At 43.9% G+C, this 20,260-nt stretch carries 14 protein-coding genes; 8 read left to right on the plus strand and 6 right to left on the minus strand.

Going from position 1 to position 20,260, the window contains the following annotated elements; genetic code table 11:
- Positions 1–140: 140 nt before the first annotated feature.
- The gene (gene glgX / locus IHV80_RS18230; RefSeq protein WP_192891748.1) at positions 141–2,114 is read right to left on the minus strand and encodes a glycogen debranching protein GlgX; all 1,974 of its coding nucleotides are present in this window, start codon (positions 2,112–2,114) and stop codon (positions 141–143) included.
- Positions 2,115–2,548: 434 nt separating this feature from the next.
- Here glgX and lamB point away from each other — a divergent pair, with 434 nt between their 5' ends.
- Positions 2,549–3,769: a maltoporin LamB gene (gene lamB, locus IHV80_RS18235; RefSeq protein WP_192891749.1), complete on the plus strand. Its 1,221-nt coding sequence runs from the start codon at positions 2,549–2,551 to the stop codon at positions 3,767–3,769.
- Positions 3,770–3,931: 162 nt separating this feature from the next.
- Positions 3,932–4,762 carry a MalM family protein gene (locus IHV80_RS18240; RefSeq protein ID WP_192891750.1) on the plus strand — a complete coding sequence of 277 codons (831 nt, stop codon included), beginning with the start codon at positions 3,932–3,934 and terminating at the stop codon, positions 4,760–4,762.
- A 625-nt stretch (positions 4,763–5,387) separates the two neighbouring features.
- On the opposite strand, the gene pulA is transcribed toward IHV80_RS18240, so the two are convergent.
- Positions 5,388–9,032, minus strand: a complete 3,645-nt coding sequence (gene pulA / locus IHV80_RS18245) for a pullulanase-type alpha-1,6-glucosidase (protein WP_192892168.1) — start codon at positions 9,030–9,032, stop codon at positions 5,388–5,390.
- A 402-nt stretch (positions 9,033–9,434) separates the two neighbouring features.
- Complete coding sequence (locus IHV80_RS18250) at positions 9,435–11,207, minus strand: alpha-amylase family glycosyl hydrolase (RefSeq protein WP_192891751.1); 1,773 nt, start codon at positions 11,205–11,207, stop codon at positions 9,435–9,437.
- A gap of 180 nt (positions 11,208–11,387) precedes the next feature.
- Here IHV80_RS18250 and IHV80_RS18255 point away from each other — a divergent pair, with 180 nt between their 5' ends.
- Positions 11,388–11,777, plus strand: coding sequence for a DUF1294 domain-containing protein (locus IHV80_RS18255; protein WP_192891752.1), 390 nt, complete (start codon positions 11,388–11,390; stop codon positions 11,775–11,777).
- A gap of 55 nt (positions 11,778–11,832) precedes the next feature.
- Here the strand turns inward: IHV80_RS18255 and IHV80_RS18260 are convergent, their stop codons facing one another.
- Positions 11,833–12,417, minus strand: a complete 585-nt coding sequence (locus IHV80_RS18260) for a LysE family translocator (protein ID WP_192891753.1) — start codon at positions 12,415–12,417, stop codon at positions 11,833–11,835.
- 141 nt (positions 12,418–12,558) lie between these two features.
- Here IHV80_RS18260 and IHV80_RS18265 point away from each other — a divergent pair, with 141 nt between their 5' ends.
- Positions 12,559–12,999, plus strand: coding sequence for an Lrp/AsnC family transcriptional regulator (locus IHV80_RS18265; protein ID WP_010431662.1), 441 nt, complete (start codon positions 12,559–12,561; stop codon positions 12,997–12,999).
- Positions 13,000–13,025: 26 nt separating this feature from the next.
- The gene (locus IHV80_RS18270) at positions 13,026–13,955 is read left to right on the plus strand and encodes a LysR family transcriptional regulator (protein WP_192891754.1); all 930 of its coding nucleotides are present in this window, start codon (positions 13,026–13,028) and stop codon (positions 13,953–13,955) included.
- A gap of 98 nt (positions 13,956–14,053) precedes the next feature.
- Here IHV80_RS18270 and IHV80_RS18275 read toward each other — a convergent pair whose 3' ends face one another.
- Positions 14,054–14,707, minus strand: coding sequence for a GntR family transcriptional regulator (locus IHV80_RS18275; protein WP_192891755.1), 654 nt, complete (start codon positions 14,705–14,707; stop codon positions 14,054–14,056).
- A gap of 147 nt (positions 14,708–14,854) precedes the next feature.
- On the opposite strand from IHV80_RS18275, the gene IHV80_RS18280 reads away from it, so the two are divergent.
- The 3 genes from IHV80_RS18280 (at position 14,855) to IHV80_RS18290 (ending at position 19,053) form a co-directional block, all read left to right on the plus strand.
- Positions 14,855–16,210 carry an FAD-dependent oxidoreductase gene (locus tag IHV80_RS18280; RefSeq protein ID WP_192891756.1) on the plus strand — a complete coding sequence of 452 codons (1,356 nt, stop codon included), beginning with the start codon at positions 14,855–14,857 and terminating at the stop codon, positions 16,208–16,210.
- Positions 16,211–16,221: 11 nt separating this feature from the next.
- Positions 16,222–17,346, plus strand: a complete 1,125-nt coding sequence (locus tag IHV80_RS18285) for a mandelate racemase/muconate lactonizing enzyme family protein (RefSeq protein WP_102566435.1) — start codon at positions 16,222–16,224, stop codon at positions 17,344–17,346.
- A 96-nt stretch (positions 17,347–17,442) separates the two neighbouring features.
- A complete protein-coding gene (locus IHV80_RS18290) occupies positions 17,443–19,053 on the plus strand; it encodes a BCCT family transporter (protein WP_192891757.1) in 1,611 nt (536 codons plus the stop codon).
- A 145-nt stretch (positions 19,054–19,198) separates the two neighbouring features.
- Here IHV80_RS18290 and IHV80_RS18295 read toward each other — a convergent pair whose 3' ends face one another.
- Positions 19,199–20,260, minus strand: a complete 1,062-nt coding sequence (locus IHV80_RS18295) for a c-type cytochrome (protein WP_192891758.1) — start codon at positions 20,258–20,260, stop codon at positions 19,199–19,201.

A 20,260-nucleotide genomic window follows, 5' to 3' on the forward strand; every position in this document is an offset into this window, starting at 1 on the left:
TAAACAGTTTTCGTAATCACATCAATGCAAATGATTCCATATAAAAGGATGATTTCTGTGATATTCAGCTAACAAAAAAGCCAGCTGCAAATATAACTGGCTTCTATGATTTTTGATGTTTTATTAAGCTGACTTAGCTCTTAACTTAAATCAATCTTGTCTGGCGAATAGTGCAAAATAGCCATTGAAGTTGGCGATAGGAGCATTTCACCTTCTGCATGGCCTGGTTTTACATTTCTCAGGTTGGTATCACAAATGGTCACCCAGTTTTGATCGCGATCCTTAGGTAACGAGAAACGTGCAGGTGCATTGGTTTGGTTGATCAAGTAAATCAATTCGTCACCGTCGTTGCCAATTCCCAAGTGCAGTGCCACCGAGCTTAAACGGTTCCAATCGTCATGCTCCATGAGTGTGCCATCAACACGGCTCCAGAAGATGCGGTTAGAGTTACGCTTTTCACCACTGAATGCCTTAATAAATGGCACCATGTATTGCTGACGTGCAGAGATCATTTCCGACAGCCAAGTCTTGAAGTAAGTCTTGCGTTCAGAGTCTTCCCAATTTAGCCAACTGGTTACGCCGTCTTGGCAGTAAGCGTTGTTGTTGCCTTTTTGAGAATGAGACAGTACATCTGCGGTCATGATATGCGGAATACCAAAGGCGAATAATAGGCTCGCCATGAAATTGCGCTTTTGTTTTTCACGAGTCGCAATCACCAGTAGGTTTTCAGTCTCCCCTTCAACGCCATAGTTGTCCGAGCGGTTATCACCATGCCCATCACGATTGTTCTCACCATTCTCTTCATTGTGTTTGTGTTTGTAAGAGACAAGGTCTTGCATGGTGAAGCCATCATGATACGTGATGTAGTTGACGGTGAGTTTGTACGGCCAATGCGCGGCGCTGTAGATATCGCGAGATCCCATCAAGCGGGTTGCAAACTCTTTTAGGTAACCTTGATCACCGCGCCAGAAGCTGCGTGTGATGTCTCTGAGCTTGTCGTTACACTCATTCCAACCGAGTGGGAAATTACCCACCTGATAGCCGTTCGGACCGATATCCCATGGTTCGGCGATGAGCTTAGTTTCTTTGAGTACAGGATCTTGAGCAACGGCTTTGAAAAAAGCAGCCTCAGGATTGTAGTTATCGCCTTCACGGCCCAGTGTCGCTGCTAAATCAAAACGGAAGCCGTCTATTTGGAACTCACTAACCCAGTAACGAAGGGTATCCATGACCAAGTTTAGTGCTGGCTGGTGAGTAAGGTCGACCGTATTACCACAACCTGTGAAGTTCGCGTAATGACAACCATGCTTAATGTAGTAGCGGCTATCGAGTGCTTTTAGGTTGAAAGTAGTACCACCTTCACCGCCTTCAGCTGTGTGGTTGTAAACCACGTCGAGAATGACTTCTATACCATTGCGGTGTAGCTCGCGAACTGCTGTCTTTAGTTCGGTCACGGCATCTTTCTCTGCATAGCGAGGGTCTGGCACCATGAACAGGTATGGGTTGTAACCCCAATAGTTCACTTTCCCCATGTCTAGAAGATGAGGTTCATGCATACACGCAGCAATAGGTAAAAGTTGTAGAGAGTTGATATTTTGCTGTTTGTAGAACGCAAGCATTTCAGGGCTAACCAAGCCCATGTAACGACCCTTGGTATTGGGCGCCATCTCTGGATGAAGCTGAGAGAGGCCTTTTACATGGGTTTCAAAAAGAACGGTATCTTCTCGGCTGATACGTGGCTTTTCGACGTCTTGCCAGTCGAAGGTGTCATCAACAACAAGACATTTTGCCATCGAAAAGCTCTTTTCATTACTATATGGCGTGACGTAATCGAGTGGTTCGCTGATTGCTTTCGCATAGGGGTCGGAAAGCAGGATCGGGCCTTCATCAGTTTCAGCAAGGAAACCGTATTTTTGTCCTGCTTTTATACCTTCAACAAACACATATCTAATATCAGCGTATTCGTTGTCTAGTTTATAAGTAACGAATTCGTCATTCTCATCGAATAATGCGAGGGAGAGGGATTTACAGTCAGGAGAATAAATAGAGAAGTTACAGCCAGTGTTACCTAGCGTTGCGCCTAGTGGATAAGGGCGAGCGAGCGTTCTAGTCATTGCTTGATTTCTTGTTCGTTTATCAACATCAGTGAACTATTAGTAAAAAGCTTTGTCACAGTAAGGTCAAGCAACTTCACATAATAATTACGATGAAAAAAATAATTCATCGATGAAGTTCAAATTATATATTTGAAGTAGATCTCACTTATGCTGAATAATTAGATCTGAGTGCTGCCTACTCCTCCTAGATTAAGTGATCTACCTCTTTAAAACACCATTCTGTATATTTTCTACTCCCCTCTAGTCCCCCTTAATTAAGTGAGGGGTGGAGGAAGTCAAACTTGTCATCCCCTCTTAATATTGACTCCGTTGAAACGAATCAGGGGAAACCCTAAACCTCTCTATCTTACGTCCGCCATAACTGCCTTTGGTTGCCGCAAGAGAGCAAAAATATAAAAACCTAAAATAAATCGTCCTTAATGGAGTTAAGAATGAAAAAAGTAAGTTTGATTGCTGCTGCAGTGGCGACAACGCTAGCTGCTGGCTCTGCGTTCGCTGTTGACTTTAATGGTTACATGCGTGCTGGTACTGGTATCAGCGGTAACGGTAATGGTGATGTATCAGTTAACAAGAACGGTATTGGTCGTCTAGGTAACGAAAATGACAACTATTCTGAGTTTGGTCTGGCTGAAGAACTGAAAACTGGTGAGCAAACGTGGCGCGTTGAGTCAATGATTGCTTCTGGTGCTCCAGGCGCAAATGGTTGGGAAGATTCTGACTTTAACGTTGCTCAGTTTGCTGTTAAAGCGAAAGGCGTTCTATCTTTTGACCAAGAAGCGACTCTTTGGGCTGGTAAAACATACTACCAACGTAAAGACATCCACATCACTGACTTCTACTACCTAAATACATCAGGTACTGGTGGTGGTGTTGAAAACATCTCTATTGGTGACCAAAAACTTTCTGTAGCGCTTATTCAAGATGGTGACACTGACGATTCAACGGGTTACATCTTTGATGCTCGTCTAGCGAACATTGGTCTATGGCAAGATGCTTCTCTAGAATTTGCACTAGCATACAACTTCGCAACTGATTCAAATGACGCAAGTGAGTCTGCTGATGATGGTCTACTAGCATCTGCAATTTTACACCAAGGAACGAGCAACGGCTTCCACCAAACTGTACTTCAGTACGGTACTAATGGTTACGGCGTGCAAGCTGCAAACTTCTGGGGTTCAGGTTCGTACTACGCACGTGGTACTGAAGCATTCAACGATGCATCTGGTTTCCGTTTGATTAACTGGGGTGTAATGAATCTAGGCGAATCTTGGGAAATGGGTCACCAGCTAGCTTACCTATCTGGTAGCGACATCGGTGGTCAAGCTGCAGGTGTTTACACTAACAAAAACTTTGATATCGATCAGTACTCTGTAGTTGCGCGTCCAATGTTTAAGTGGAACGACACTATGCGTACTATCTTCGAAGCTGGTTACAATGCTGGTGAGAAAATTTCAGACAGCGGTCTAGCTACAGAAGATTTCGGTAACGCTAAATTCACAGTAGCTCAAGCTTGGGCTATGGGTGACAGCTTCTGGGCTCGTCCTGAAATCCGTGTTTACGGTTCTTACATCCTAGATACTGAAAACAAAGAAGCATTCAATGGTGACGATACTGAATACGTGTTCGGTATCCAAGCTGAAGCTTGGTGGTAAACCAGTAGTTAAAAATTCCAAACTGTCCTAATTCATAGCCGGCTTGCGTCGGCTATTTTTTTAAGGAATGTACGATTAGTAAAAAGGTTTCCTAGGTTAATTATTTTCTTTATGGTAGTTAACTAAGTAAATTTCTTAAAAAAATAAAAATAAGGAAGAACTATGTATTTTCGCGCTCTGATGTTAAGTGGTTGTGTTGCTTTAGCTGGTTGTCAGTCAGCCGAAGTTATGGAGCAAGTACAGGTTGCTCAAGCAGAACAAGTCAACTCTGTATCTGGACTTCAATTTGCAAAAATGAAGCTGCCTAGTTCTGCCATTTTTGACATTACGACTGATAGCCAAGTATTCAATTACCAAGATATCAACAGTCGTGTTGCAGCGATTGAGTTACCGGCTGATCGCGGTGAGTATTCAATAAAAATTACAAGCATGATCGGTGATACTGCTTTTGTTCCTCGTGCGGTCATCTATGACAAAAACGGCAAAGAGCTTGAGTCTTACGGCAAAGAAGATTTTGAATACCAAAAGCCTAGATTGCATTTGGGAAATAGACTGGTAACGGAACATGATTTCTACCCGCCAACAACGGCAGAGTCTGTTTATTTGATCGTATATACCGATCAAGCTGATCTTGGTGGTTTTACGGATGTGATCCATCCAGCTCGCTTGGATGCTGAAGGGCGTGGTAATTACATGCCTGAAGCGAAAGATATTCCTGTACCAAACGGAAATGTCGGTAAAATAGAAGTGACTATCGATAGAGCGAGCTTCTTCTCGTTTGGTTCATCAAACAGTGAATCTAACGCTAAACCAGCCGCTGCGACTAAGATCGATACGATTCAACCAGAAACGCAAACCTACTATCACAATGCGATTCAAACGGCTGTAACTGAAGACAATATTCCTAAAGCTCTGAGCTTATTAGATGAAGCAAAAGCACTAGGTATTGAAGGCGCGCAAGAAGTATTTGTAAAAGCCGTCAATAAAAAGTAATCAAACAGTTTGTAAATACAGATTGATATGAAAGAAGGGCTCCTAATTAGGAGCCTTTTTATTGCCTGCAATAAGTGAAAAGGAATATTTATATTCACTTAATACTTAGGTTTAAATAACCACTGACTTACACATAATAATCAATAGCTAATATAAATGGGCGCTCTTGACTATTTATGGTGTTGATTGACTAACTGTTAATTAAAATACTCTTGTCTATTTTACGTATCTCGAACATCTGAATACGAACTCTATTGATGAATCGCCATTTCATTTACCATCCTAAACTCGGCTTTCTGAATTTCACATACACTTAAATTAGAAGCTCACACTAAGTCGTTATGCTTTCTACTAAGAACTAAGAACTAAGAACTAAGAACTAAGAACTAAGAACTAAGAACTAAGAACTCAGAACTCAGAACTAAGAACTAAGAACTAAGAACTAAGAACTAAGAAGGCTCGTCTATTACTTAAAACTGAGTATTTATCGATGACAGGTAAAGATAATTGTGTAGAGCATTGGATTGGAGTTTATTTAGGACAAAAAAAGGGAGACTAATGTCTCCCAAAAGGCTAGCTTGCGCTGGTTTTATTATCGGTTTATTAGAGTTCTAAGCTTTAAGGCTTAATTCTTGGTTACTGAAACGACTGCCTTTTCTACATCGTCATCTAACTCATGAATCGCATTCAGAGTGAATGTGTAGCTGCCCGCTTCTGTTACGCTTAATTGGCAATTACCATCAGTGCCAAGGTTGATAGAGCCATCTGCAAGCTCAACAGAGTCACAACCAAAGTTAGGTGATACCCAATCAGCATCCGCAAACTTGAAGCCATAATCGCCAGCTTCCAAGTTGCTTGTTACAGAATAAACCCCATTGGCAACAAAGCTCATCGCCCAATCATCAGTTGAACCCCATCCATTCATGTCACCACGAACGTAAACCGTCGTTTGGCCGTATGGCGGGATGCTCGACACATCTTTGTCTGAGTTATCAACCGGTAGACCAGCTCCTTGTACATCGCCATTTTGGGCTTGCACAAATACTGCTGTGGTTAATGCAGGTACAGTGAAAGTTTCAGCGGCAAAGCTTGCGCCTTTTACAATGTCATCTTCAGAGTTTTTCTGAACATCGTGAAGTGTAAAGCCAGTAGCTCCGGTGATTTTGAACGACTGAGATTCATTGGTTGAGTTTACAACTGCCACAATCGCATCATTGGCAGGGTCAAGATTTTCCCCCGCAGACACACCATCATCAATAGACATTACAATCAGGCCTTCGACTTGATCTGCACCAACATTGCGGAAGTCTACACGCTTCATGACTTCGTCTGCTGTGTCTAAGCGGAACAGTTCACTTGAGCTACGGATTTTTAGTAGTTCTAGGAATTGCTGCTTAGTCAGCTCAATGTCGTCTGCGTCTGGTTTAGCCGTGCTGTCAGCAATGACAGTTTTGATCAAATCCCAGTTAGCACCATCTTTATCTTCACGTGGTAAGCCAACATTCCAGTTGTTGTCAGTACCATCAAACATTACGCGGTTGTACCAGTCACCTGAATCGTAAGAATCACGCTGCATAGACTTTGAACGTAGCAGTTCAGAACCCATATGGATGAATGGTATGCCTTGGCCTAACATCACGGTAGAAAGCGATACAGACTGCATACGCGCACGCTCTGCAGAGCTAGTGCCAGTGGCGATCTTGTATGCGTTATTATCCCAAAGTGTTTGGTTATCGTGTTTAGAAACGTAAGAGATGTTCTCTGAAGGCATCTTGGTGTAGCCAGCGGGCGCGCCGTTGTAGTCAACGTTTTTACCCAGTTTGGTGTCGCCTTTGTAATCAATCAACACGTATTCTGCGAGGTTACCTGCCATCCCTAAACGAACAAGATCTTGGTTGTGTAAACGGCCGTTGATAGAGTCTTGATCAACTTTGGTCTCTTCGTTGGCAATCGCTGCGTTACCAAAGCCTTGGTTAAAGCGAAGTGGGTGGTTGCCTTCTGAATCAACACCGCCATCAAATGGGCTACCGCCACGTACGGCGTCACGCAGACGGTCTGAGAATGTACCTATCTCAGTGCCTGCCATGTTGATTTGGTTCGCTTGATCGAAGCGTGCATTATCGGCTACTTCGCCGAAATCCCAACCCTCACCGTAGAACAGTGTGTTTTCGTCGATTTTACGTACTTCAGCAAGAGCTTCTACCATCACATCTTTCGGTTGGTGCCCCATTAAGTCAAAACGGAAACCATCCACTTTATAATCGTCAGCCCACACCTTAAGTGAGTCGACCATTAATTTACCCATCATTAGGTTTTCAGTCGCAGTGTTGTCACAACAGGTTGAGTTTTCGACGCCACCAGTGTTTACATTAAGACGGTGGTAGTACCCAGGGACAATCTTATCCAGTACCGACTTATCGTTCACACCAGACGCATTGGTGTGGTTGTATACCACGTCCATGATCAGCTTGAGATCCATGTCGTGCGTGGCTTTCACCATTTGACGGAACTCTAGAATACGCTTCGAACCATTAGGATCTGTAGCGTAACTCCCCTCTGGAACCGTGTAATGGAATGGGTCGTAGCCCCAGTTGAAGCTGTCCAGCATGCGCAGGTCATTCATCAACGCTTGTGCATCGCCTGTTGAAGGATCATAACTATCGAGTACATCTTCGATGACTTTATTTTCGTCTTCGTTTCCACACAAAGCGGCAGCAGGTTTTACATCACATAGCTTACCGACGGTGTCAGTAATATCGACACGGCTCGCTTCATCTTCATCGACGGTAGCGATATCAAATGCCGGTAAGATATGCAGCGTAGTTAGACCTGCATCTTTCAAAGCTTGTAGGTGCTTGACCGACTCACGATTTGCTTCTGTGAGAGCTAGGTACTTGCCGTTCCATTCTTTTTTTCCTAGGGTGTCGCTGAAGCTGAAGTCACGAAGGTGTGATTCGTAGAGTACGTGGTCTTCGTCTTTTTCTACCGTTGGACGTTCATATCCAGCCCAACCTTCAGGCATTAATGCTGAATCATTAAGGTCGATGACTTGAGAGTATGCAGAGTTCTTCGACAAACTGAGTGAGTAAGGGTCGGTTACTAGGCGAGTTTCAATGTTACCTGTGGTTGGATGGTAAACTTTCACTTGGTAACGATAGTAACTGTTGACTGCATTAGACACAGCATCAGTCGCCCAAATGCCCGTCTCAGTGCTTTCCGTCATTGGGATCACTTGGGAACTTTGCAGATCTTCGCTGTATAGGACGAGTTCTACACCTTGCGCTGTTGGTGCCCAAAGCTTGAAGGTAGCGGCACCGCCTTCAACAAGCGCGCCTAGTTCTTCAGCCATCGCATTACCTGCGTCTTCGTCAGCAAAGACAGCATCAAGTACACCTGGTTTTTGAACCTCAGTTGAAGAGATAACATCGCCATTAGCATTGTAGGCAACAAAAATTATCTGAGACTTTAAGATGGTGCGTAATGTGTTGTCGTCAACGTCGATAGCAAGGGCTGGTAAGCTTGCAAGGTGGCGGAAACGCTCTTTCAATTCAGAAGATAGCTCCCCGTCTTTGCTTAGTTCAATTGCAGTTCCGCCGACAATTTCTTTGTCGTCGTTCATCGTGATGCTGTTATCTAATGCATAGAAGAGTTTTACAGAATCGGCATTGCTAGCGGCTTCCCAAGCGATGGTGGTTGCATCTAACCAATGTGCTTTTTGGCCATCAATATTGACTGGTCTTTCTGAGATTGGGTCGTAGTACAATTCGCTGCTGCCATGGAATCCGAATACACCTTGCGAATCACCAAGCTTGGTTAACTCGATTTTTGAATTTGCACTACCAAACGCTTTTTCGTCGCCATTGTGTAAGATGAAGTTCATGCATTTATGCGGGTCAGAAGCATCAGGATCGACTTTTAACACATAGTAGGCACCGTAGGTATCGCTGATGCCGTCAAATTCATATGGTGCGTCCCAGTTGGTACCGCTTTCACTAAGACCCATTGCGATTAAGTCAGTGCTGGTGCAGCCTTCGCCATTCCAAAGGTGCAACCCCCAGCCATCATAGGTTGAGCTAGACGTGCTCGCAGCCGCGACATCACGTTTGTAGTAAACAACGACTTCGTTTTCGCCAGCTTTGTATAAGCCACTGTTGCCAGCATCCGTGTCGCTGTCGTTATCGCTACCACAGCCTGCGATAAGGGTGGCAGTGAAGAGAGGCAAAATCGCTTTGGCTAGCGTTGAGCGTTTGAAGCTTCTCTTTTTTGTAATGTTGAAGGTGCGTTGTAGAGTGATGTTCTTATTAATATTTATGTTGTTCACGTTTGATATCCATATTTCACTTTTTATGAAGATGAATATCCTAGTCCGAATGATGGCCAACTATTTGTGATGGCTATATGTAAAGTTATTTTTAATAAGTAAAAATAGGAAACATAGTGTCAGTATCACGCTTTGTATTTGGTTTGAGTAAAATTAATTGGATCAATAGCTCATATGTTGGATATCAATAACCTAAGGCGTAGAAGCTAGGAGTAGAGAATAAGGATGAGAGCTCATCCTTATTAATGTGAGGAAGGTATCGAATTGAGAGACTGTTAATTTAACTTAGGAATTAAGTTAATTATCAATTAGAAAGTAATGGTTGTTTGATAACTAATATTGATAGATAGGTTATTCTCCCAACGATAATACCCAAACCAAAGATGCGAGCGGCTTTAAGTCGATATTAAAAGTACCAATGCCCTTTTCAACGGTGAATACTTGTCGTTGAACGCCTTCAATATGTTCATCAAGTAAATAATTTCCATCCGCTATTTTGAGCTTTTGGATGACATCGTTTGGAACCGTCAAGTGAATACTCTCAGTGGCGTGTTGGCTAAAATTTGCAGCAACAATGGTGAGCTCTTGGTGGTCAAAGCGCAGAAATGCGTAAACAGAATCACTCAAGTTGTTGATTTGGTGTAAGTCTTGATAATCACCAGTCATTGAAGAGTGCTCAAGCGAAAAGTTCATTACCTTCTGATAGAAGTGACGTAGTTGCTTTTCGTTGACGTTTAATAATCCGCCATCAAATGCACCGTGATTCATCCATTTTTGGTGTTGTGGCACTCTGATGTAATCGAATATAGATGTACGTGAGGGCTGTCCAAAGCCTGCATCTTCCGCTCCCGGTTCACCAACTTCTTGCCCAAAATAGATCATGGTCGGTGAACTGCTTAATAACGCGCTGACTAACATTGCAGGCTTAGCAATATTTGGGTTGCCCACAAACTCAGGAGAAGCGATGCGTTGCTCATCGTGGTTATCTAAGAAGTGCAGCATGTGATGCTCAATATCCATCATTGGTTGTTGGATCTCGGGGATGATAGCCGTTGAAGCCTTGCCTTGCATGATGTCTTTTAGACCGTCATAAAGGTCAACCTTATCGTATAGGTAGTCCATTTTCCCTAGATGGATATAGTCGCGGTACAGGTCTGGTTGGTAAACTTCCGCCATCAGAAAAGCATCTTGGTTTTTCATCTTTATCGATGAGTTGAGGTAACTCCAGAACTCGACAGGTACCATTTCAGCCATGTCATAGCGGAATCCATCAACGCCTTTGTCTAACCAAAACAAGGTGATGTCTCGGAATTTAATCCAAGAATCCGGCACATTCACGCCTTTCCAGAAGTGGTAATGGTCTAGGTGGTCACGCTGTGCATAATCGCTCGGTAACTCAGGGAAGTCTTTTGAGCCGTCTGGGCGCACGCCGTAATTAATTTTCACGGTTTCATACCAGTCGTCGAAATCTGGCTTAGCCAAGCGTGAACAGTTACCTGTCCATTTGGCTGGCATTTCGATAAACGGTGAGCGTAGGCTAGGGTGTTGTTCACCACCAAGCGGGGTAAAGGCTGGCTCTATATCTGGCAGTTCAAAGGAGCTGTTGGGAATGTAGTAGAAGTTATTGTCTCGGTGGTACTCCAGCGCAGTGTCATCGTGAGCGCCAAAGTCACTGACTCCCTCTGGGTTATTTAAGCCTTCATAATGACGTGCAACGTGGTTGGGGACGATATCGATGATCACCTTCAAGCCGTTGTCGTGAGTTCTTTGGATTAGTGCCTCAAATTCTTCTAATCGATGTTCAGGATTCTCAGCGAGATCCGGATTCACTGAATTGTAATCTTTGACGGCATAAGGTGATCCCGCACGGCCTTTTACAACGCTCGGGTGGTCGTCTGAGATACCAATGTGTTTGTAATTGTTGATGACGGCGTGATGTGGCACTCCGGTGTACCAAATGTGCGTAATGCCGAGTTTGCGAATTTCAGACAGCGCTTTGTCTGTAAAATCAGTGAATTTTCCGACGCCATTTTGCTCTATTGTGCCCCACGGAACATGTTGGGTGTTTTTATTGCCAAATAAACGCGTAAATACTTGATAGATGGCGTACTTTTGGTTGTACATATTTATAATTCCTTTAACTTCCATCATGTTATGTAGGGACGAAAGGGCTTTTCTCTTAATTGAAAGGCCGACCGAATTACTGTTTTATTTATACCAATCGTGGTAAATAACGGCTCATCCTTACCAAAATTTACAGGGCGTAATTGCTACAGTATGTGAGCTGTTACCCAAAAGGAGTTGATGTTGTCTTCATCTATTCAAATCGCGATCACCTATTTGGTTCTGGTGGCGGTATCTGTGCTGTTTGCCGAAAGTTCTAAAGCGGTGCTGGTGTGGTATTTAGTTGTCGGTGTGGTGACATTTTTTGTGTACGCAAAGGACAAGAGGGCGGCGATCAATGGCAATTGGCGTGTGCCTGAGAAAACCCTGCACATTTTGTCTGTTGCTGGTGGCTGGTTAGGGGCTTTGATTGCTCAAGATAAGCTACGCCATAAAACGCAAAAGCAGCCGTTCAGATCTATCTATTGGCTGACAGTGGCAGTGAATGTTGCGGCGTTTGTGTGGACGCTAACCCCGAGCGGGCAGGCGATATTTGGTCGTTGGCTTAGTGATCTTGTGGGTTACTTTTAACGAGAATAACGGTTAGCACCGGAGTACTAACCGTTAAAATATAGAAGTTATTCGATTAAAGCATCGGAATGGTCGACGCTAACAGCAAGCCCGCCATACCGTAGTTAAAGCTTTTGATGCGTACAGGTGTTGTTAACCAGTGTTGTAGCTGTTTGCCTGCTGCCGTCCAGAATGTCACTGATGGTAAGTTGGCTAGCGTGAATATCGCCGCAATGATCGCAAGCTCCCACCATGAACTACCGCTGCTGTACACTGAAATCGCAGTCAGTGCCATTGACCAACCTTTAGGGTTTACCCACTGAAAACTTGCCGCGCCAATGAAGGTCATCGGCTTATAAGCTTCGTTGCTTTTGGCTTTACCACTCAATGCTATCTTAATTGCAAGGTACACAAGGTAAGTCAGGCTCAGGTATTTCAATATTTGGTGAGAGACAGGGTAGGCGTTGAAAATGCCCATTAAGCCGAAGCCAACCAACAACAACATTGCGGCAAATCCCAGAGCTATCCCAAGCATGTGCGGAATAGTACGGGCAAAGCCAACATTGGCACCTGATGTCATTAGCATGATGTTATTTGGACCCGGCGTGAAGGTCGAGACAAACGCAAACAAGGCAAGTGCGCTAAGTTGTTCTAAAGGCATAATGGTTCTCCAGCAATAAAATGAACGAAGTGACTGACCGGTCATGACTTTCACGTGTTGAGAAACATAGTAGGTGGAAAGTCAGGCAATTATGTGCTTTTATTTCACTTATTATCACTAAATGCACAATAATAAGTACCTATGGATAGATTTGACGAAAGGATATTGCAAGAGCTTAAATTGGACGGCAGAATCTCCAACATTGAGCTTTCAGAACGAATTGGTTTGTCGGCCTCTGCAACCTTAAGACGCGTACAGGATCTTGAGCGCAAAGGTATCATTCAAGGTTACCGCGCAGTTCTGGATAATGGCCTAATGGGGGTCGGCTTTATTGCTTATGTTTCGATTGGTTTATCGAGCCACAGCAAATCGGCTCAACTAGAGTTTGAACAACATGTCAGTATGGAAAAAGAGGTAGTGGAATGCCACAACATTACCGGAGCTAACGAGTACTTGCTGAGAGTAGAAACCAAAGATCTGCCGGGCTATAAGAAGTTTCATGCCGATGTACTTGGGGAATGTGCTCAGGTTCAATCCATAACGACCATGGTTGTGATGGATACCCCCAAAGATGAACGCTAGTCGAGTTTTATTTCAGGAGAGGCGCAGTGCCAAATACTAATCAGTTGTTATTGTTCTTAGATGTGGTTCAACAAGGGTCGTTTACCAAAGCGGCAACCTTGCATGATATGGACAACTCATCACTCTCTAAACAGATAAAAAAGCTTGAACAAGACTTAGGTGTTCAGCTGCTTAACCGTTCCACGCGCTCGTTCTCGTTGACATCGGCAGGGGAAGATATTCTCGCGCAAACCTATGTGCTGAAAGATACTATTAATCAGATCCAAGGCATTGCTGATTCATACCAGTCTGAACCCAAAGGCGTGTTGCGAATTACTTCTCCCATCTATTTTGGTCAACAGTACTTGCAACCTATCATCACTCAGTTCATGAGAAAGTATCCAGATGTTCAGATCGTACTTTCACTGGACGACAAGATCGCCAACATTATTGCAGGACAGTTTGATATCGCCTTTCGCTTCAGTAAGCTGGTGGAGTCGAATTTGATTGCGAAGAAGATAGCTGACAGTAATTTCATGCTGGTCGCCTCGAATGATTTTGTGAAGCAGCATGGTGAGCCGAAGACGCCACAAGATTTACTTACGCTACCTGCTGTGATTTATACCAATGGTGATATGACGGTCGATCATCTGCGTATCAGTGAAGAGCCGCATGGCAACACTTTCCAGAGCCTGACGATTCGTGGCAACTATAAGGTGAGTGATGTTCGCACCATGGTGTCTTGCGTAAAAGATGGATTAGGGTATGGCTTTCTTGACCAATCAAACCTATACGCTTCGATGAAAGAGCTCGGCTTGGTAACCTTGCTTCCGGACTATCCTATTTCCACTATTGATACCGCAATCTATGCCGTGTATCCGCATCGTAAGCAGACCAAACTTGTTAAAGAGTTCATTACCACAGTTCAAGATTATATTGGCTCTCCGACGATTTGGGAGAAGATGCAGGAAGGTTAAGTAGGAAAGCCTAGGTGGCCAACCTCAACATTCTAGCTGTATATCTGCCTTGCCATCCAAAGATAGGCAAGGCTGATATATGATATAGACCCACTAAATTAGTTACGAGCCGTAATGCTTCGGTAAGCAACATCAGTCAGGTAATCATTTAGTCGATGAGATGCTAATACCGCTTCTTCTGCATCGGTATGGCTTACAGCTCTGAGCACTGCTGCATGCAGTGAAGAAGCTTGCGTTAAATCGGATGTTTGATTTTTGTAAGCAAACCAAAAGCGGCGTGATAAACCTTGTAGAGGAGCCATAGCCAACTCTAGGTATTCGTTGCTTGCAGCTTTTACCAACACAATATGAATTTCTTTGAGAAGCTCTGCGTATTTCAAATCATCTTCGTTTTGCGCGCACATTTCGAGCTCCGATGCTAACTGCATCATCTGCTGCTTTTCATCAATGGTTGCCCTTGCTGCGGCATAACGAACACAAAGCGCTTCAATATCACGCCTAACCTCTAAGATCTTCAACTGACTTTCGATTGAAATCGGTGGGATCTGAATACCACGTCTTGGGTGTATTTCCGCCATTCTTTCATAAGACAAACGCTGCAATGCTTCCCTTACTGGTGTTCTGCCTACCCCAAGGCTTTCTGCTAACTGTTTTTCACTCACCATACTTCCCGGCTCAAGCTCACGAAAGATGATCATTTTCTCTAATTGGTGATAAGCAACTTCAGTCTTATTTACGGGATTTATCGTCATGTCCTTTTTATTCCCTCGTTAAATTGTTTAGTGAGCAACCTCACGATAAGCACAATATCGATTGTAACATAAAAAACTTAGGCATATATTAAAACCACACAACTGATATATCAGATGAACATCAGTAATCTATTAGTGAGTTTACATATGAAAGATTGGCAAATTATTCGTCGTTTTGAACAGCTTCCAGACCTCCCAGTATTAGCAGAAGTGGACGTATTAGTGATCGGTGGTGGAGCCGCTGGTGTTGCAGCTGCCGAAACCGCAGGCACTTCCGGGCAAGATACATGGCTCATTGAAAAGTATGGCTTTTGTGGTGGTGCTGCTGTAGCCGGCCTTTCCGGCACTATTTGCGGAATGTATATGGCGAGTGATGTTGAAAATGCTCAGCCTGAACAAGTTGTGTTTGGTTTTACTGAGCGTTTTCGTTCTGAACTCGCCAAACGTGGCGGTGTAACAGGGCCTCAGCGTTACGGCAAAACCTTTACGGTTACTCACGACCCATTGATTTGGCGTGAAGTAGCAGATGACCTTTTGGAGCAAGCGAATGTCACTACGTTATTTCATACCGCTGTAACAGGTGTGATTATGGATGAAGACACCTTTAAAGGCGTAGTGATTGAGTCTAACGCTGGGCAAAGCATCATCTTGGCCAAAATGATTGTTGATGCATCTGGTGATGCTGCGCTGATTGCTCGTGCTGGTATGGATTACTATTTTGGCGATAGAGGTCGCATTCAAAACCCAACGATGTTCTTCCGTGTTGCAGATGTGGATATGGACAAATATCTCGACTATTACGGGGAAGACACTATCTGCCCACCCAAAGTGACAGAGAATATTTTATCTGCCAATGCGAGCGGGAAGTTTGACCTGCCTAGGCATAAGATCTGGATTTTCCCAACCACACGCCCGAATGAGTTGATGGTGAATGCTACGCGGTTGGCTGGCCAAGATGGGCGCATGCTAAATGTGATTGACCCTAAGGATTTTACTGAAGCAGAAGTTTTTGGTCGCCGCCAAGTACGTGAATACACCAAATTCTTGAATCAATTCGTGCCTGGTTGTGAACGTGCTTACGTTGTTGATACCGGGGTTGAAGTTGGAATTCGACAAACTCGTTCTATTGTTGGCGTCGAAATGCTGACTAATGACGATGTGGTGAACTGCCGTAAGCGCAGTGATGGAATTTGTCGAACGCCATGGCCTATTGAACTGCACTCAGGGGACAAGCCCAAGCTTCATTGGCTCCTCGATGATTACTATGACGTGCCTTACAACACTCTCGTACCTGTTGTGGGCGAGAATATTATTGTAGCGGGGCGCTGTTTGAGTGCTGAGCACGAGGCCTTAGCTTCTGCCCGAGTCACCGCTCAATGTTTTGAGTATGGGCATGCAGCGGGGATCGCTGTAGTGAAAGCCATTACCGAAAATAAACGTATCCGAGACCTAAAAGGTCAAGATATTCGCAGTGTCATGATCAACAACGGCAGTGCACTTTAAGGAGAATAATAATGAAAAATACTGTGATCAAGAGAGTTGAGCTATACGCTGTTGCTGACCGTGATGCCCCGCCTATTCCTTGGGCGGACAATCAAGAACCCCTACTGTACACCAATAATATTGTTCGAATTATTTGTAACGACGGTACAGAAGGAGTCGGCGCAACCATTAGTTATACCGAAAATGATTTTGACCGCTGCATCGTGGAAGCAATGCGCACTATCGTTCCTGGCTTGATAGGTAAGAACCCGTTGATGACAGAAGAGCTGAATACCTGGTTGCAAGCTCGTTGTTCATGGGGCGGCCTACCAGCTAAATCACCTATTGATATCGCAGCTTGGGACATCAAAGCAAAAAAAGCCAATATGCCTCTGTATATGTTATTAGGTGGGGCGCGTCATAAAATTCGTTCTTATGCTTCTTCACCTATGTTCGATAGCGTTGAAGAGTATTACCCATACATTGATGATTGTATTGAACACGGGTTCACCGCAATCAAGCTTCATTGTTACTGCGTTTATGAGAAAGACGTCAAGCTAGTTAACGCGATTCAAGAGCGCTACGGTAATAGCGATATTCGCTTTATGCTCGATACGGCAACGTTCTATACGCCTGCTGAAGCAATGAAAATGGCGAAGCTAATGGACGGTTATAATTGGGAGTGGCTAGAAGCGCCAGTTTCTGATTATGACTACAAAACTTACCAACGCTTGGTTGATAAAACTGATTTAGAAATTTCTAGCCATGGTAACTGCCTACTGACTCTTCAAGAAGTAACGTACGCACTGGGCAATGGATTTTGGTCGGATGTACGCCAAGATGCAACGGTTTGTGGTGGTATCACACAATTGAACAAGTGTTTCGCAATAGCAGAAGGCCATTCAAAAAATCTAGAAATTCAAAGCATGGGTTATACCATCACACAAGCGGCGAACTTACATGTCGCACTTGCCCACCATAACTGCAAGTTCTTTGAACAGTTCTACCCATATGAAAGCTTTGAATTAGCTTCTCATACTCAAATCCGTACAGATAAAGAAGGCTTTGTCCACGCTCCGGAAGGCAACGGCCTTGGTGTTGATATGGATTGGGACGCAGTTAAAGAAGCTTCCATTTTAAGTTACGTGTTCGAATAAATTCACGAAATACAAAAATTAAAACAATAACGAACCCTACAATCACTTACGCAGCGTTCGGGCGTAAGTGTTCACACAACATTATGGATAAGAATAATGAAAGGACTAGAACGAACTAACCTCGACCAAATGGCCATTGCGGTTTCTTTGGTTATCGTTGCTGCAGTATCACTCTTTTTTTTAAGTGATACAGAAAATGCGATTAGTATTGCAAATAATATATTTACCCTGATTGCCTATAACTTTGGAACCCCCATTCTTTGGTATGCCTTTGGGTTAGTAATCATCGCCGCTTTTTTCATATGCTCAAAATACGGCCATATTCGTATGGGTAATGAGAAGCCGGAGTTTTCCACTTTTGCCTATATCACCATGATGGCACTGGCTGGCGTAGGCTCTGGAACAGTATATTGGGCATTTTTAGAGTGGTCTTACTACATCAAAACGCCACCTTTCAATATTGCAGCAGATTCTATCGAAGCCACAGAATGGGCTGTAACTTATAGCTTGCATCACTGGGGAATTACAGCTTGGGCTATTTACGCCATCACAGCGATCCCTGTCATGTACTCATTCTATATCCGCAAAAACAATTCATTGAAAATCAGCGACATTGTGAGGTCGATGATTAAAAATCCGACGCTTGCCAAAGTAGTCGGTCGAGTGATTGACATTACTTACCCTATTGCAATCGTGTTTGGTTTGATCATCGTTTTAGCGTTAGGGGTGCCAATTATTTCGGCTGCTGTATCGCTACTGTTTGGCATTGAAAATACCTTGATTTTGAAACTGTCGATGGTAGCGGTTGTTGCCTTACTACTGACGTTGAGCTCATTTTTAGGCATTGAGAAAGGGATGCAAAAAATCAGCAGCTTTGGTACCTATTTTGTCGTTGGCTTAGCAATCTACTTACTTGTTTTTGGGCCTACTCAGTTTATTTTAGAAAACACCAGTTCTTCTATCGCGATCTGGGCACAGAACTTCATCAAGATGAGCTTATACACAGACGCCATTCAACAATCGAAATTTCCTCAATCTTGGACTGCTTATTTCTGGGCATACTGGATGATTTTCATTCCCTTGATGTGTGTGTTTGTAACTAAGGTTTCGAAAGGTCGTACTATCCGCGAAGTTATTGTTTGCATGATAGGTGGCGGGACGGCAGGCATTGCTGCACTCTTCTCGATTGTTGGATCATTCATGATGAAAACTCAATTGGATGGTAAAGTTGAAATCAGCAAAATGGTGGCAGAAGGTAATGCAAGCCAAGCGATTGTTAACTCGTTAAATACTTTACCAATGTCATCGCTTATCTTGGTGGTATTTATCATCTCGACGTTCTTATTGTTGGTCACGACAATGGATGGCAGTGTGTTTACGGTTTCTTGTAATACTCAAAAGAAATTGGATGAGCACGCTAATCCATCAATCCCACTAAAAATATTTTGGTGTTTGATTATTGTCGCTATTCCTGCGGTGTTCATCAGTGTCGATGCGCCGGTTTCTTCGATGCAGTCAGCTATCTTGATTTTTGCTCTGCCAATACTACTCTTGACTAGCTTTATGCTGATGAAAATGTTCGGCTATATGCGTGAAGATTATGGTCACTTAAGCGCAGAAGAAATCAAGGCAATGCATGTTATTGATAATGAAGTTGCCGTGATTGAGACTCCTGAAGAGGTCGAATCACAACCTGTGACTAACTAATATTAGTTGTAAAAAATAAGCCACACTCATTGAGTGTGGCTATTTGTTTGCCGATTGTGTTTCGATTTCGAGACTGATAAATACTATTTTAAGTTGCTATTAATTTACAATGTAAACCCGAGCTATATAAGGCGTGAGCGCCAAATTAGTGTCCGCCGATCACCTTGTCACCACTTGGGTAAGCTTTTGAACCCAGTACATGACCGTCTACTTCTTTACCATAGTAACCTTGGTGGTTGTGGTAACGCTTAGCATTGCCTGCAACATCACCCTTGTATCGTGGGTCTTGTGGGCGTTCATGGCTGTTGACGAAAGCTGCCACATCCCATGCATCCTGAATTGAAAGCTGTTGGCTCTTTCCAAGCGGCATGTTTTCGTAAATGAAATAAGCCGCTGTGTTTATACGGTGCATTCCAGCGCCCCAGTTAAACGCGTTTTCGCCCCACAATGGTGGGAAGTAAGAGCGACCATCAGCTCCTTTAATGCCTTCGCCATTTTGACCATGACACGTTTGACAGCTGGTTTGGTAAACCTTTTCACCACGCGCTATTGACGGCCCTTGTTCAGGGTTAGCAATCTTAGGGTAGCCACGGCCTGCCAACTTGCTGCGGTCATCGATTGGGTATTTGCTTAACAGCTCTTCAGGTAGAGGGAAGCTTTCAGCTTTACCACCGACTTGTAAGTCAGCATCGCTAATCTCAGGAACCGGCGTGTCTTGCATGCCGTTCTTGTCTAAGATACCGCCCATCGCCAACCAGTAGGAATAAGCCGTCAGTGCGACCATCTCTTTTGAATCCACTGCTGGTGGCAGGCCATTCATTGAATAGGTGAAACAGCCTTGAATACGCTCTGCGTAGCTGTTTACCTTGTCGTTTTTCTTACGGTAAGCAGGGTAGGCCATGTATGCGCCCCAAAGCGGTGCTGCATTGGGCTTCATGCCCGCTTGCATGTGGCAGTTGACACAGTTTTGTTCATTGCCAACGAACGTACCGCGCATCTGTTGTGAGTCAACAAACAGTGAATAGCCCAATTTAACTTTGTCGCCAAATTCCCCAGAAGGGATATCGACCAAGTCTCGTGGCACCAGATACTTGTTATCTTGAGGTTTCTCGACCGCTGGTAGTTCGGTTTGGCGATCGGGTAACTCACCTTCGGCATAAGCGATTCCAGAGGCAAGGGTTGCGGTAATTAAAAGTAATGTTTTCAT

The sequence above is a fragment of the Vibrio bathopelagicus genome (genome assembly GCF_014879975.1).
GTDB classification, from domain to species: Bacteria; Pseudomonadota; Gammaproteobacteria; order Enterobacterales; family Vibrionaceae; genus Vibrio; species Vibrio bathopelagicus.

What these genes read in the sequence shown, in the direction of transcription:
- glgX (WP_192891748.1), bottom strand. Translation starts at nt 2,114, where the DNA reads ATGACTAGAACGCTCGCTCGCCCTTATCCACTAGGCGCAACGCTAGGT.
- lamB (WP_192891749.1), top strand. Translation starts at nt 2,549, where the DNA reads ATGAAAAAAGTAAGTTTGATTGCTGCTGCAGTGGCGACAACGCTAGCT.
- IHV80_RS18240 (WP_192891750.1), top strand. Translation starts at nt 3,932, where the DNA reads ATGTATTTTCGCGCTCTGATGTTAAGTGGTTGTGTTGCTTTAGCTGGT.
- IHV80_RS18250 (WP_192891751.1), bottom strand. Translation starts at nt 11,207, where the DNA reads ATGTACAACCAAAAGTACGCCATCTATCAAGTATTTACGCGTTTATTT.
- IHV80_RS18255 (WP_192891752.1), top strand. Translation starts at nt 11,388, where the DNA reads ATGTTGTCTTCATCTATTCAAATCGCGATCACCTATTTGGTTCTGGTG.
- IHV80_RS18260 (WP_192891753.1), bottom strand. Translation starts at nt 12,417, where the DNA reads ATGCCTTTAGAACAACTTAGCGCACTTGCCTTGTTTGCGTTTGTCTCG.
- IHV80_RS18265 (WP_010431662.1), top strand. Translation starts at nt 12,559, where the DNA reads ATGGATAGATTTGACGAAAGGATATTGCAAGAGCTTAAATTGGACGGC.
- IHV80_RS18275 (WP_192891755.1), bottom strand. Translation starts at nt 14,707, where the DNA reads ATGACGATAAATCCCGTAAATAAGACTGAAGTTGCTTATCACCAATTA.
- IHV80_RS18280 (WP_192891756.1), top strand. Translation starts at nt 14,855, where the DNA reads ATGAAAGATTGGCAAATTATTCGTCGTTTTGAACAGCTTCCAGACCTC.
- IHV80_RS18285 (WP_102566435.1), top strand. Translation starts at nt 16,222, where the DNA reads ATGAAAAATACTGTGATCAAGAGAGTTGAGCTATACGCTGTTGCTGAC.
- IHV80_RS18290 (WP_192891757.1), top strand. Translation starts at nt 17,443, where the DNA reads ATGAAAGGACTAGAACGAACTAACCTCGACCAAATGGCCATTGCGGTT.
- IHV80_RS18295 (WP_192891758.1), bottom strand. Translation starts at nt 20,260, where the DNA reads ATGAAAACATTACTTTTAATTACCGCAACCCTTGCCTCTGGAATCGCT.